At 55.7% G+C, this 12,162-nt stretch carries 9 protein-coding genes, 1 tRNA gene and 1 pseudogene; 5 read left to right on the plus strand and 6 right to left on the minus strand.

Annotated features, from left to right (window positions below):
* Nucleotides 1–2: 2 nt before the first annotated feature.
* From CHRYSEO8AT_RS02520 to CHRYSEO8AT_RS02530, 3 genes and pseudogenes are all read right to left on the minus strand, one after another.
* Nucleotides 3–977, minus strand: coding sequence for a hypothetical protein (locus CHRYSEO8AT_RS02520; protein ID WP_159845781.1), 975 nt, complete (start codon nucleotides 975–977; stop codon nucleotides 3–5).
* Nucleotides 978–1,318: 341 nt separating this feature from the next.
* Complete coding sequence (locus tag CHRYSEO8AT_RS02525; protein ID WP_159845784.1) at nucleotides 1,319–2,245, minus strand: hypothetical protein; 927 nt, start codon at nucleotides 2,243–2,245, stop codon at nucleotides 1,319–1,321.
* A 377-nt stretch (nucleotides 2,246–2,622) separates the two neighbouring features.
* Nucleotides 2,623–3,048, minus strand: a pseudogene (locus CHRYSEO8AT_RS02530) (DUF6538 domain-containing protein); the annotation flags it as partial.
* A 302-nt stretch (nucleotides 3,049–3,350) separates the two neighbouring features.
* Here CHRYSEO8AT_RS02530 and CHRYSEO8AT_RS02535 point away from each other — a divergent pair.
* The 5 genes from CHRYSEO8AT_RS02535 to CHRYSEO8AT_RS02555 all read left to right on the plus strand — a co-directional run bounded on the left by CHRYSEO8AT_RS02535 (nucleotide 3,351) and on the right by CHRYSEO8AT_RS02555 (nucleotide 8,756).
* The gene (locus tag CHRYSEO8AT_RS02535; protein ID WP_159845790.1) at nucleotides 3,351–4,511 is read left to right on the plus strand and encodes a site-specific integrase; all 1,161 of its coding nucleotides are present in this window, start codon (nucleotides 3,351–3,353) and stop codon (nucleotides 4,509–4,511) included.
* A gap of 537 nt (nucleotides 4,512–5,048) precedes the next feature.
* Nucleotides 5,049–5,234, plus strand: coding sequence for a helix-turn-helix domain-containing protein (locus tag CHRYSEO8AT_RS02540; RefSeq protein ID WP_159845793.1), 186 nt, complete (start codon nucleotides 5,049–5,051; stop codon nucleotides 5,232–5,234).
* Nucleotides 5,231–6,514, plus strand: coding sequence for a hypothetical protein (locus tag CHRYSEO8AT_RS02545; protein ID WP_159845796.1), 1,284 nt, complete (start codon nucleotides 5,231–5,233; stop codon nucleotides 6,512–6,514). The genes CHRYSEO8AT_RS02540 and CHRYSEO8AT_RS02545 overlap by 4 nt, the downstream gene beginning before the upstream one ends.
* Nucleotides 6,515–6,715: 201 nt before the next feature.
* Nucleotides 6,716–7,144: a MucR family transcriptional regulator gene (locus CHRYSEO8AT_RS02550; protein ID WP_159845799.1), complete on the plus strand. Its 429-nt coding sequence runs from the start codon at nucleotides 6,716–6,718 to the stop codon at nucleotides 7,142–7,144.
* A gap of 358 nt (nucleotides 7,145–7,502) precedes the next feature.
* Nucleotides 7,503–8,756, plus strand: a complete 1,254-nt coding sequence (locus CHRYSEO8AT_RS02555) for a hypothetical protein (RefSeq protein ID WP_159845802.1) — start codon at nucleotides 7,503–7,505, stop codon at nucleotides 8,754–8,756.
* Nucleotides 8,757–8,761: 5 nt separating this feature from the next.
* Here CHRYSEO8AT_RS02555 and CHRYSEO8AT_RS02560 read toward each other — a convergent pair whose 3' ends face one another.
* From CHRYSEO8AT_RS02560 to CHRYSEO8AT_RS02570, 3 genes are all read right to left on the minus strand, one after another.
* The gene (locus CHRYSEO8AT_RS02560; RefSeq protein ID WP_159845805.1) at nucleotides 8,762–9,307 is read right to left on the minus strand and encodes a recombinase family protein; all 546 of its coding nucleotides are present in this window, start codon (nucleotides 9,305–9,307) and stop codon (nucleotides 8,762–8,764) included.
* A gap of 144 nt (nucleotides 9,308–9,451) precedes the next feature.
* Nucleotides 9,452–10,825, minus strand: a complete 1,374-nt coding sequence (locus tag CHRYSEO8AT_RS02565) for a PIN-like domain-containing protein (protein WP_159845808.1) — start codon at nucleotides 10,823–10,825, stop codon at nucleotides 9,452–9,454.
* A gap of 1,121 nt (nucleotides 10,826–11,946) precedes the next feature.
* Nucleotides 11,947–12,036: transfer RNA gene (locus tag CHRYSEO8AT_RS02570), tRNA-Ser, on the minus strand.
* Between the last annotated feature and the right edge of the window lie 126 nt (nucleotides 12,037–12,162).

The raw sequence follows: 12,162 nt of genomic DNA on the forward strand, positions 1-12,162 counted from the left end.
GATCAGTCGAAGATCGAGGCCAGTTCCTCCGACCCAACGCCTTCCTTGGCCGAGCGCAGTTCGTAATACAGCGACGCCACGCCCGCCGAGGCGACGACGCCGGACAGTATGCTGACCAGGGGTTCGGTGATCAGACTGACCATCAGGTTCGGCGTGCCGCCGGTCAGGGTTCCGCCTGTCGCCAGGCTGAGCCCCCCGATCGCGGCGCCGATGATCCACGACAGGATCACATATATGACCAGCAGGCCGAACACGTGCCAGCGATAGCCCTTGGTCAGTTCGCGGCTGCGCTGCAGGCTGGCGAACACGCCGCGCTTCTCGACCACGATGGCCGGCGAACAGACCGACCACATCACAGCCAGCATTATGCCCGGCACGATCAACAGGACGAAGCCCAGCATCATTCCAAGGGTGGCGATGATAGCCGTGCCCAGCAGAGGCAGAAATTTCTTGATCCCCACACTAAAGGCGTCGGCGAAGGTGGTCGTCTTGCCGTTGAAGCTGTTGACCGCCGCCTTCACCACCATGCCCTGCAACAGGTACAGGCCGATCAGGTTCAGAACAGCGCCGATCATGATCAGGACCAGGCCGGACATCTCACTGCCGCCGGTCAGCATCGAACTCTGACCGAATGCGGCGAGCACATTGGGCAAGCCCACCAGGATCGCGGCCGCGCCGAAGAAGATCGCCGCGTTCTGCTTGATCGCGGTGAACGTCCGCTGGATCACGCGCCCCAGGTCGAACACGCCGGCGCCTCCACCGCCGCCGGACATCGCGCTCGTGATCAGCGGGGGCCGCATGGCGATGATTTGCTGGGCGCGCCAGTCTTTCTCGGCGATGAAATCGACCCTCTGGCTGCGTTCCAGAACCGAAGGCGGCTGAACGTCCTCCTTCGTGAACGAATACCGCGCGCCGTCGTCGCCGAGGATGAACCCCAGTCCGGTCGCCTCGTCGAACGTCAGAACCTCACCCCGCAACCTCGCCTCCCCCTTGCTGATGCGTCGCACGTTTGTAGAAGCTGGGCCGCAGCCTCGCCAGTCCATTCCTGCGATCGGTGATTAGGCTAGTCCGACTATGGGGACGTCCGCGATTCACCTTAGGAGACATTCGCAATCCGTGTTCCGGACGGGGCGTCACGAAGTGATCGTGCCTAGAGTGTTGTGGCGGACCCTGGCGTAGGTGCGCCGCCGTGGATGATCCTGAGAACTATTCAGCTTTGGTTGGCTGGCCGCTTAGCGCCAGGAGCGGACATTGCCGCCTTCCCGAGAAACAGACCTTTGCTCAGCCACTGCGCGTAGGCTGCAATCGCTGTTCCTTGTCACCATCCGTTTGCGATGTGCGCCAAGTTCGGAAGCTCAGCGCATTGAGACTCGTGTCGTCTCGCCCACATTCGCCGCAGCAACCCATCCGGCGCCAGATGATCGAATTTCCTGTGCTGAAGGTTCTCGACGAATTCGCTGAGCGCTGCGGCCGCAGGCGCCTTGGCCAATTGGGTCAACAGGGCCCTGGTTTCGGCGGGCGGCGTGTCAGCCACTGTAACTCCCAGCGAATGAGATTCGCAGGCGACACCAGCGGCTCCCAGCGCCACGGCGATGACGTCGTTCATCGCTCCTCCTCGCCAGAACAAGACGTGGGTGTCTTGGCCAGATGACACCAAGCCTGTCTGTTCGAGGTTCAGCTCCGCAAAAGCGGCTCGCCCTTGCGTGAGAAACTCAACCGCCTGTTCATCCAGCCAAGCCGGAACGTCGTGATCCAGATACACCTGGCACATTTCCTGGAGCATGCGATCGTCGAGTGGTTCGACTGACTGCTGGTCAAATTTCGGGAGACGTCCGGCCGGGTGAGGTGCGACCGAAAGGACCTTTCCTCGGTCATCGGCATCGAGGACGCGCCATCTACGCCCCGCGAATGCAAGCAAGCTGCCGACCGAAAGCACGTTGGAGATTGGGATCTGACCCAACGGCCGGGCTCCGTGCATGAGCCTCCATTCCTGGTCGGTTTCGAACACGGCGTAGAAATCGCGGCTTGACGTCAGGGTCTCGCCTTCCTGCCCAAGCATGATGATCCCGTCAGGAGATTGTTCGATGACCCGGACGGCCGGCGACGCCAAGTGCCGGAGCAGTTCAATGAAGTCCGATGCTTTGAACAAATCGAGTGGACCTGTCTGGCAGAGGATGGCGTGTAGCGTGTCCGCCCGGGCGCCCCCGCGTTCCACGATGACCGACAGCAGCTGATGGATGAGCACGGTTGTGACGGCAGGATCCGCCTTCGGCGATTCCAGAAACCGGGCGAGAAGCAGGCCTGGCTGAGCGTCTGAAACGATAGTGTCGGCAGAGAAATCCGTCAGGCGAGCGGCTTACGCCAAACTGTTCGATCAGTCTCAAATCGTCCGCCGAGAGGCCCGACTTCCAATCGTCAGCCTGAACCGCCCCACCGAGAGGGACGGACGGAGGCGCTGCGGGTCCACGCGGACCCGGGGTCGGCTCCATAGTCGATGCCGCGGCCCTGACGACAACCGGGGTTGGCGTCTGAGCCGGGACCGACAGATCGATCTGAAGTCGTTCGGTGCGGTGCGGCGGTGTTGGCCGAATGGACTCTCTCGGCCTTTGAGCCGCTTTACGTTTACGTCCGCGAACCACGAGCCAGATGATCAGGCCCGCGATTGCGAAGGTCCAAAACACAGTCGTCGCCGCCGTTGAGGATAGCTTGATAGGTTTCCAGCCCCTCGTGGGCTTCACGGTTGAAGTCTTCCAACCGCCCCGCTGCTAAATACTTGGCCCTCTTCTTCCGCAAAGCAGCCAACGCCCGCGCCGCATAGGCATCTATGTCTATCGGTTTGACCGCCGCCTTAGCTTCGACAGCAGGGGCGTTGCCGGTGGTGGCGATAGCAGCCCGCGCCTGAGCGAACTCGCGGTCCTGAGCAGCCCACAAAGCGACGTGTAATCGCTTGGCCTCGGCCGGGTCCGCCGTCCCCAACGCCCTGACGATTTCCCGCTTGCCACCGTAGGCGGGGCGAAGTTCCAAGGGGATGATGCGGCGGGTCGAATACCGCCACCCTCGCGTCTGATTAGCCCAGTCAACACGTCTGCTTTCTCCGTATCGAGTGTAGCAGACATTCGGCCCATGACCATTTTAAGTGACTGATTTCACGACAAACTCTTTCAGAACAAGAGCTTGTAGCACCGTGGCGGACAGAGAGCCCGTACAATGGTCATACGCCCTTGTGTCCAGTCGTCCAAATTGTGTTTATTAACAGTTGTTAATCCCGATACCCGTCTGCGGATGTCCACCGTTGTTGTTGGTAATCCAACAGGTTGTTTTAGGGTCGGGCTTAGGGCCACGTCCCCCTCATGAGCACAACAAATCGCATCACCGCACTCGCCGCCAAGTCCCTTGGCATTGGTTTTCACAACGACGGAGCAGGCCTTTATCTGCGGGTCTCTGACCGTCGGAAAAGCTGGGTCTATGTTTACCAGTGGACGGGTCGTCGCCGTGAGATGGGCCTCGGCAGCTTCTCCGATACGTCATTGGCCGAAGCTCGCATTAAGTGCTCCGCCGCCCGAGCACTGGTGAAATCTGGCGTGGACCCGCTAGCCAAGCCCGCCCAGCAAAGCTCCGCCCCCTCGTTCAGCGCAATGGCTGAGGAATTCATCGCTTTGAAAGGGGGTGGCTGGCGCAACGATAAGCATCGTCAGCAGTGGTCCACCACCCTCAAGGACTATGCGAAGCCGATTGCTGACACGCCGGTTGATGCCATCACCACCGAAGACGTGCTCGCATGTCTGGTGCCCATCTGGAAGGCGAAGCCAGAGACCGCATCACGGGTGCGGATGAGGATCGAGAACGTTCTCGACGCAGCGAAGGCTCGTGGTCATCGGTCGGGTGAAAATCCGGCTACTTGGAAGGGGAATCTCGCCCATCTTCTGCCCGCTCGCTCAAAGCTCAGCCGGGGGCATCAGCGCGCTCTCCATTACGACCACGTCCCTGCTTTCATGCAAAGCCTCAGGCAGCGTCAGGGCGTAGCCGCAAAGGCGCTGGAATTCACCGTTCTGAACGCGGTGCGTACATCTGAGACACTCAACGACACGTGGTCTGAGTTCGATCTGGACGCCAAGGTTTGGACCATTCCCGCCACCCGCACGAAAACGTCCACGCAGCTTCGCGTCCCGCTGACTGACGACGCCGTTTTGATTCTTCGGGAGATGCGGGACCTAGGTAGTGAGTGGGTGTTTCCTGCAACCTCGCTGAAGGGTCCGCTCTCCATCAACGCGATGCGTTCGGTCGTGATCCGCATGGGAACCGGAGAACAGGCGACAGTACATGGCTTCCGTTCGTCCTTCCGGGATTGGGCAGGAGAGACCACCGACTTCCCCCGAGACATTGTCGAAATGTGCCTTGGACACGCAGTCGGTAGCGCCGTGGAGCGCGCTTATCGCCGTGGTGATGCGCTGGATCGGCGCAGGGCAGTCATGGAAGCTTGGGCCAAATTCCTCGCCGATCACGAAAAATAAATTTAGTGATAAGTCACTGACTTATTGGAGGAAAGATAAAATCAAGCAAACCATCCAACTTAGTTAAGTACTAAATAAGTGTCTGGTTGCATGCCGAAAAAATGTGGCTAATGGGGTCGGTCCTACCGGCGGAATTCCGCTGCCGGATTTGATCGGACCAGCGATGATGACAACTACACGCCTCAGTCTCTACAAGCTTTTTCTTGAGACAACTGTCTGGGTAAGCTTGCCCCCAGAAACTTGTGACCATGCCCTTGACTGGCTCGACTGCCACAAAGCCGAACCCGCCAACCGAAATTCGGTCAATGATCTTTACGAGACCTTCGTGTGGTTCCCGACACCGCACGAGGGTAGGGTCTGGGTTCCGCTCGGACATCTCACGCGGATGCTTGGTCAGCTTGAACTCCGAACACCTGCAAACGCGGTTGTCCACCCTAACATCACGTTGGGGCAAAACTTGCGCGGTCATGCCGGTACCCTGACCGGAACTCAGGTGCTCTCTATCAGGCTCGCCACGATCTTCGGGAGGCGCGGTCAATGACCTGCATTGTGCCAACTCACTCCCTGACACTGACCATTCCTGAAGCATGTCGGTACATGCGCGTCAGCCGTTCCACGATCTACAACCTCGCGAAGGCGGGGAAGCTGCCGATCCGCAAGGTCGTCGGACGCTCGCTGATCCTCCGGAGTGATATCCACTCTCTGCTGGGGGTCGGCGGGTGACCGGCTACGCAGAAGGCACCCACACCGAACCAACTGAGTATCGTTCTGCGGTGCTGAAGGTCGTTGTGTCGCCTAGCCCGGCGCTGCTCGCCCTTCGCGATGACCTTTATGCGCGGATCAGAACGGCTCACCCTCCGAAGAAGAAACCTAAGCCATCAGATGATGAAGCATTTCAGGCATCTCTTCTCGCGTTCGTGGATGCGATTGGAACGTTTGCACTGCTGCGTATTCGCCCCTCCACAGACGTGAATGTAGCGTTTGGGTTCGGTAAGTACACAGGCTCCAAAATCAGCGCAGTCCACCTGAAGAATATTAGGGAAGCGATGAGGAGTGCTGGCCTCATTGAGGTTGAGCCACACTTCTTCGACGACACCGGCAAGAAGCAGTCCTATGCCACGCGCATCAAGCCAACGAGGTCTTTCGAAGCGCTGGCTCGGTGTCATGGCGTCGAACTTCCCCCGCTGTCGCCTCCGAAGGTGACCTACAAGGTCCACAAGCAGGAACATGGACTAGGCGCTGCGCCGGACGACGTACTGGCGCTGGATGCCATCATTCAGCGGTACAATGAGTTCACGCAGCGGTTTCGACTGACGCTTCCCGATAAGGCGTGGAGCGAGCTTGAAGCCTACATGGTGAACGCTGATCCGACCGGGAACACGACGAAGCTGCACAACGGCTTTGACGAGCGCCGTATCTTTTTGACGCGCATCTTCACTAGAACATGGGAGCGTGGGGGGCGGATGTACGGCGGTCATTGGCAAGGCATGCCGAAACGCTTCCGCAATCAACTGTTGATCGACGGCCAGCCCACCGTTGAACTGGATTACAGTCGCCTGCACCCCACGATGCTCTTTAATGAGGCTGGTATCGCACTGCCTGAAAACTTGGACCCCTACACCGTCCCCGGTTTCAACGTGGAGCTAGCCGGTGCCAAACAGACCTTCAATCGCCTCTTGAATCACGACAGCCAAATTACGTTCATCAAGACCGATCAGGGTGAGTGGTTTGATGACGCTAAATCATTCAACGAGTACCGTGACGCTATGGTGGAACACCTAGCTCCGATTGCTCTCTATTTCCGAGACGACAAAGGCGCTAAGCTTCAGAAGAAAGACAGCGTGTTGGCGCTTAATGTCATTACGCGCTGTATGGATGATAACATCGCGGTCTACCCGGTACATGATAGCTTCATCGTGAGGCACGATAACGCTCAACATCTGAAGCTAATTATGGAAGAGGAGTATTTCACATTGATGGGATTTAGTTGCGTGGTGAAGTGAGCTAACTCAATTCCTTACCGCTACAACATCTATCTAGGTAACCGTGGCATTCGCCTATGCAGGAAACTAGCCTGTAAGGCGTAGTAGCGGGAGCCCATCCTCGCTGTTCTCCATTATTAGCAGCCATAACTATTGCAATAGTTGCAATGGAATGAGCGTCTTTATCGTGATAGATCGACTGACTCTGTGACGGAGATTTTTATGACTGAATCCACGACTGATTTGACTGTCCTCACGACCGAAATAATCGCCGCCTACGTTGAAAAGAACCGAGTTGAGGCCGACGCCCTGCCGACACTCATAAGGGCTGTATACGGCGCTTTAAATGGCCTTGGCGTGGACGATGCGGAGGTCGAGGTGGAGCAGCCGAAGCCGACAGCGTCTCAGGTTCGAAAATCCATCACGGATGCTGGTTTGATCAGCTTCATCGACGGTAAGACATACCAGACGCTCAAGCGTCACATCGGCCGTCACGACATGACGCCAGACGACTATCGGGCTCGGTACGGCCTATCTGCCGACTACCCCATCGTCGCCCCTGCCTACGCCGCTCGCAGATCGGAAATGGCTAAGGCGATTGGCCTAGGAACAAAGCCGCGTCAGACAACGAAGTCGCGCAAGAAGGCGTAAAGGCCTCGTCACACGAAGCCAGATTTTTTGGCGCGCTCACTACCCCTCACAGGAAAGGGGCACCCTTCAAGATTGCTGAAACTCGACAATTCGGAGGCATCTATTCCACGCGCAGCCTATGCTGGTTACGTCTTGCCGCTGTGAAGGTGAGAAGAACGGATGGCCTTAACCTCGCTCACTAACTTCCTCCGGGTACCAAGCTGGTTTGGGGCATTAGCGCGCGCTAGGTGTCCAGATGCGGGCGCATGCAGCGATGGTCGGAAACCAAGGCTGGCAGCAGCTAAAGCTTGACCTTTGGTTGTATGGACCGCCAATACCTCCTTGGGCGAACATAGATTCGCGGAAGTGTGGGGCGGTCATGACTGAAGAAGCAACGCGGGTGTTGAACGAGGTTTCGGGAGCCCTCGATAGCTTAGCTGTTCAGATCGCCGCCATGACACCAAGCGAGAGCGCGTTTATGGAGTTGTGGGGCTGGAATATGCCCGCCATGAGCGGCCCCGATTTCGCAGCATATGTTCGAAGCCCGAAAGCGCTCATTCAGAGCGTTCAGGATGCCGTCATCACGGCTGATGACGTGCGCCGCCTGTCACTTGTAGCTCAACGCATTCAGTATATTCTCGGGAACGTAGTCAATAACCTTCCGGGAGGGAACGCAGCTCATGTATACGTTGTCATTAATAGCCTTGTAGAAAATATCGACACAATTCTGTCTCAGTACTTACCATCCGATAATACAACGCTTGATCTGAAAGCTATTGAAGACCGGAACCTTCTTCCCGCTTCGCAACTGAGGGTTCTTAGGCGCACTGCTAGCGCCATAGAGCGACTGGGGGTTGAGCAGTCGGACCTTCAGTCCAAAGTGGATACCATCAATGCGGTCCATCTGGTTGCGCAAGAACTCCCGGCTGATGTGCAAAGTCTGGCAGATGCCCGCTCGCAGTACGCCGTCGCCCAGCAAGAGTTGGCAGACGTAACAGGAAAAGCAAACGAGAGCCTCAAAGAGGTTCAGTTGATTGAGGAAAAACTTGTTCTAGCTGATGTCGAAGCACAAAAAGTGCTGGCTAGAGCGAACTCCGCTTACAGCGCGGCCACAACAGTAGGGCTTGGTGCGGCTTTTGCTGAACGAGCGAGTAAGCTACACCGCAGCACGTTGGTGTTAGGGCTTATCCTTTTGGTGGCGCTAGGGTGTGGAGCCACAATAACCTTCTTCAGGGTCGAATTCGTCCACAAGTTGATGCTTCAACCCAATGTCAACTTCAACGTCCTATGGGTGAATGTCACCTTTACGGCCCTGAGCGTATCTGCGCCTGTGTGGCTGGCTTGGATTCTGACACGTCAGATTGGCCAACGCTTCAGGCTCGCTGAAGACTACGGGTATAAAGCTGCTGTCGCTAAAGCTTACGAAGGGTACCGGGCTGAAGCTGCTCAAATTGATTCTGAACTCACGAAACGCCTATTCGGGATTGCTTTGGACCGGTTGGGCGAAGCTCCCTTGCGGCTGGTTGAAAAAGATAGTCCCGGCTCACCAGCCCACGAGGCCCAAGGACCTATCCGCCAATTTTTCGCCGGATCAAGGCCCTCCAAAGACGGCGTGGGCGGCTCAGAGGGGTAGCGCCCCTACGTTGCTAACGCCCGATACACACTGGCTCTTCCTATCCCCAGACGCTTGGCAATCTCGCTAGGCGCGACGCCCTCGCTGCGCAGGGTGCGAACCTCCTCAGTAGGGACGGTAGGCTTCCTGCCTTTGTAGATGCCGTTCGCTTTGGCTTTATCGATCCCTTCTCTCTGGCGCTCACGCCGCAGGTCAGCCTCAAACTCAGCGAATGCGCCAAGCATATTGAGCATGAGCCGTCCATTAGAGGTGGAGGTATCTAGGTCGCCCTGTTGGAGTGCACGGAAGCCAACTTCTTTAGCCGTCACGCGGTCCACGATCTGCCGTAGATCGGTGATGGACCGAGCCAGTCGGTCTAGCCGGGTGACAATCAGCACGTCCCCATCCCGTACATATTCCAGAGCTAGGGCTAACTGCTCACGCCCGTCTTGGGATAGGCCGCTACGCTTCTCTTCGAAAACGCGGGTGCAGCCAGCGGCTAGGAGTTGGTCGCGCTGGACCTCAAGGGATTGTCCACTGCTGGAAACGCGGGCGTAACCGATCAAGGCCATGGGGTTGTCTCAATAGGTTCTAAGATCGTTGAATTCTGAATCTCAGAAGCGCGGATTGCAAGCCTATTGAGACGCCTTTCGTGTCTCAGCGTCACGTCTCACTGAGGTATACGTCATTGATCGTTGTTGGCGTGGCTGACTGTCCTAGAAAGTCAGGCGCTCCACCGCCCTCTCTGGAAAGCGCCTCGTATCAACAATGGTGAAAACGTCGCCAGTCGAGTCTTGACCAAGTGCAACAACGATATTTACGCCCTGCGACGGAGAGGATTGACCAGAAGCAATCGCTTCAGAGAGAGAGTCAAATAGCTCCTTGCTTCGCATCAACAACATGAACACGGCTACCTCTACACCTGCCTCAGCACAGGATTCCAACAACTCGCGAGTACGGTTCGTTACGTGGAGCAAACTGATATCGTGATTCACCACCGGGTAAAAATGATATGCCGTTTTTTTCCCGGTGGACTCATTAAATACTATTATGTCGATGTCATCATAGGACTCGTCGAGCAGTCCAAATGGGTTTTCTGCCTTTACCCATGACCTGACAGCATCAAATGCTTTTCCATACATGTCACCTTTATAGAATTCGTTAATAGTCGTTACATCTCTGACCTGATCTATAGACGACTGGTTGATTTCTAGAGAAAGATATTCAGATGCAGACTTCAATAAAGAGAGTGACGTGCTCATGATGAGCCTTGCCCCAGCGGCTTCTGTATATAGCTCCTCTACAAGCTCCGGCCGTGGACCGATTTTTTTCTTACCTCCAGAATCGACGACCCACCACCAGTCTTCTTTCGTATCATCAGTAATGTAAATTATGTCTTTACTTTGGTCACCTTTGGCGAAGCTTACAATTTGTTTCCATACAATCAGGTCACCGTACTGTCTCTCCATCACAACCCCATTGTATGAGAATGATGGATTGGCCGACTTGTCTTTGCCTATGTCAAGATATCCGGGCGGCACCTTATTAGCGAACCTTTCTTTCCCTTCCTTTGATATAGATTCGTATTCTTCTCTATTTAGGCCCGATCCCACTTTTCCATCGCATAGCTCATCGATCATATCTCTAAGCTGATCATGATCATGGACATCATTTTGATGTCTCTCAAGCTCATCTAGCGTACTAATAAAATCCGAAATTACAGGCTCGAGTTTCAAAATGAAGGAATCAATATTGATTGACGAGTGCCTCTGCCTTAGTTGTAGCTTTTCTGTACCGTTCTCGACACTTTTTATTATGTCTTTCGCAATATCTCTTACATCCCTATATCTTTTCATTTGCTCCGATATGACGGATAGTCTGTTGCGTTGAAATTCAAGAGCGGCATGATGAGGTATCCATAGCCTATCCTTTACAGCACTTAGAACCCTAAGGATGTCGTCCCGCGCTTCCAAAGGATACCTGTAGAGATTCAACAAAACATTTGCATCTAATACGAACGTACCCTTAGACCAAATGTCAGATACATCTTCATTAGAAAGCTTATAATAGGACGGAAATATTTCTTTCATTTATTTTCTCCCCGTTTTGAGTCGATTGCGGCGTCACACGGAATCCCGTTGCTCTAATATATTTCATACGACCATTTCGATCCGCGCGCAACTCACAGTAGACAACCAAAGCACTTTTTTGTTTTATGCAGTAAATAGGCGTGAAGTTCTTGCAGGCGACAGTTTCTCTCTTATTGTAAGACGCACCGATCTGCCTGTTGTATCTCCACGTTGGATGCATCTTCGCAGTTGCCGAACATCTGATAACCATCGTTTGATCAACGGCTTGACGCTAGGCCAAAAGGTTTGACAGGGACGGCTAAGGCTTTGATATCGTTGAGCGCCCGACACCTACTACGTCACCTGCCGGATGGGCGGTGTGCCTGAGAACGTGTTCTTTACTCGGGCTGAAGCTGAGGCTGCTTTAGCTCCGTAAGGGAAACGATCTGTTTGGGGTCTGCCCCTAGCGTGATCCGGTGGCACCTGTACGCAAACCAAAGCCACAGCTTCGTAGGCCAAAACGCCATGTGGGTCGGCCTAGGCGGCGCAAGGACCAGCGTAATGCGCGGTTCGTCGTTGCAATCCTTGCAATGATGGCTGCGATTTTCATGGCGGTGCTGCTCTGGCCGTCTCCTGACCCACTTCGGTTGGTTGGTGGAGAGGTTTCACCACAGCCCGTTGTAACTTTAAAACGACCGGCTAGTCGGTTCTCCTGCGAAGTCGCCTATGTGAACGACGGTGACACGTTCAGGTGTGAGGACGGCACTAGGGTTCGTCTTCACGCCGTTGCCGCTCGGGAGAGCGACGAAAGATGTTCGCCGGGTCATCCTTGCCCACAAGCGTCGGCAGCTTCGGCGACCACAACCTTGAGGGCTTTAGTGTCTGGGCAGAGACTCTCCTGTGAGAAGACAGGCACGAGCTACAACCGCATCACTGCCATCTGCTGGACGGTTACCGATCAAGAAGTGAACTGCGCAATGGTTCGCAGCGGGACCACCGTGGTTTGGGATCGGTTCAATGAGCAGCGCGCGATCTGCATCTAAGCAGCTTATGCACAGCAAAATACGCCCTTAGGGCCAGACTTAGGGACGAAACGTCACCCCGCCGTAAGTACTTGAAAATGCGAGAAAATAGAAAGGAAGTGGCGGACAGAGAGGGATTCGAACCCTCGGTAGGCTTTCACCTACACACGCTTTCCAAGCGTGCGCGATCGACCACTCCGCCACCTGTCCGTTTCACGCTGCGTCTTGCGTGCCGCCGGAGGTCGATCCGGCGGGAGGCGGGCCTGATAGAACACCCTCGCCCCCTCGGCAAGCGCCTCTCGCATCCCCATATGGACTTCAACGCCATTTTCCGAT

The sequence above is a fragment of the Brevundimonas sp. G8 genome, assembly GCF_902506205.1.
In the GTDB taxonomy this organism is placed as follows: Bacteria; Pseudomonadota; Alphaproteobacteria; order Caulobacterales; family Caulobacteraceae; genus Brevundimonas.

Excerpts from the sequence above, each read along its gene's own strand:
- CHRYSEO8AT_RS02555 (WP_159845802.1), top strand. The coding sequence starts at position 7,503 with ATGACTGAAGAAGCAACGCGGGTGTTGAACGAGGTTTCGGGAGCCCTC.
- CHRYSEO8AT_RS02540 (WP_159845793.1), top strand. The coding sequence starts at position 5,049 with ATGACCTGCATTGTGCCAACTCACTCCCTGACACTGACCATTCCTGAA.
- CHRYSEO8AT_RS02560 (WP_159845805.1), bottom strand. The coding sequence starts at position 9,307 with ATGGCCTTGATCGGTTACGCCCGCGTTTCCAGCAGTGGACAATCCCTT.
- CHRYSEO8AT_RS02535 (WP_159845790.1), top strand. The coding sequence starts at position 3,351 with ATGAGCACAACAAATCGCATCACCGCACTCGCCGCCAAGTCCCTTGGC.
- CHRYSEO8AT_RS02565 (WP_159845808.1), bottom strand. The coding sequence starts at position 10,825 with ATGAAAGAAATATTTCCGTCCTATTATAAGCTTTCTAATGAAGATGTA.
- CHRYSEO8AT_RS02550 (WP_159845799.1), top strand. The coding sequence starts at position 6,716 with ATGACTGAATCCACGACTGATTTGACTGTCCTCACGACCGAAATAATC.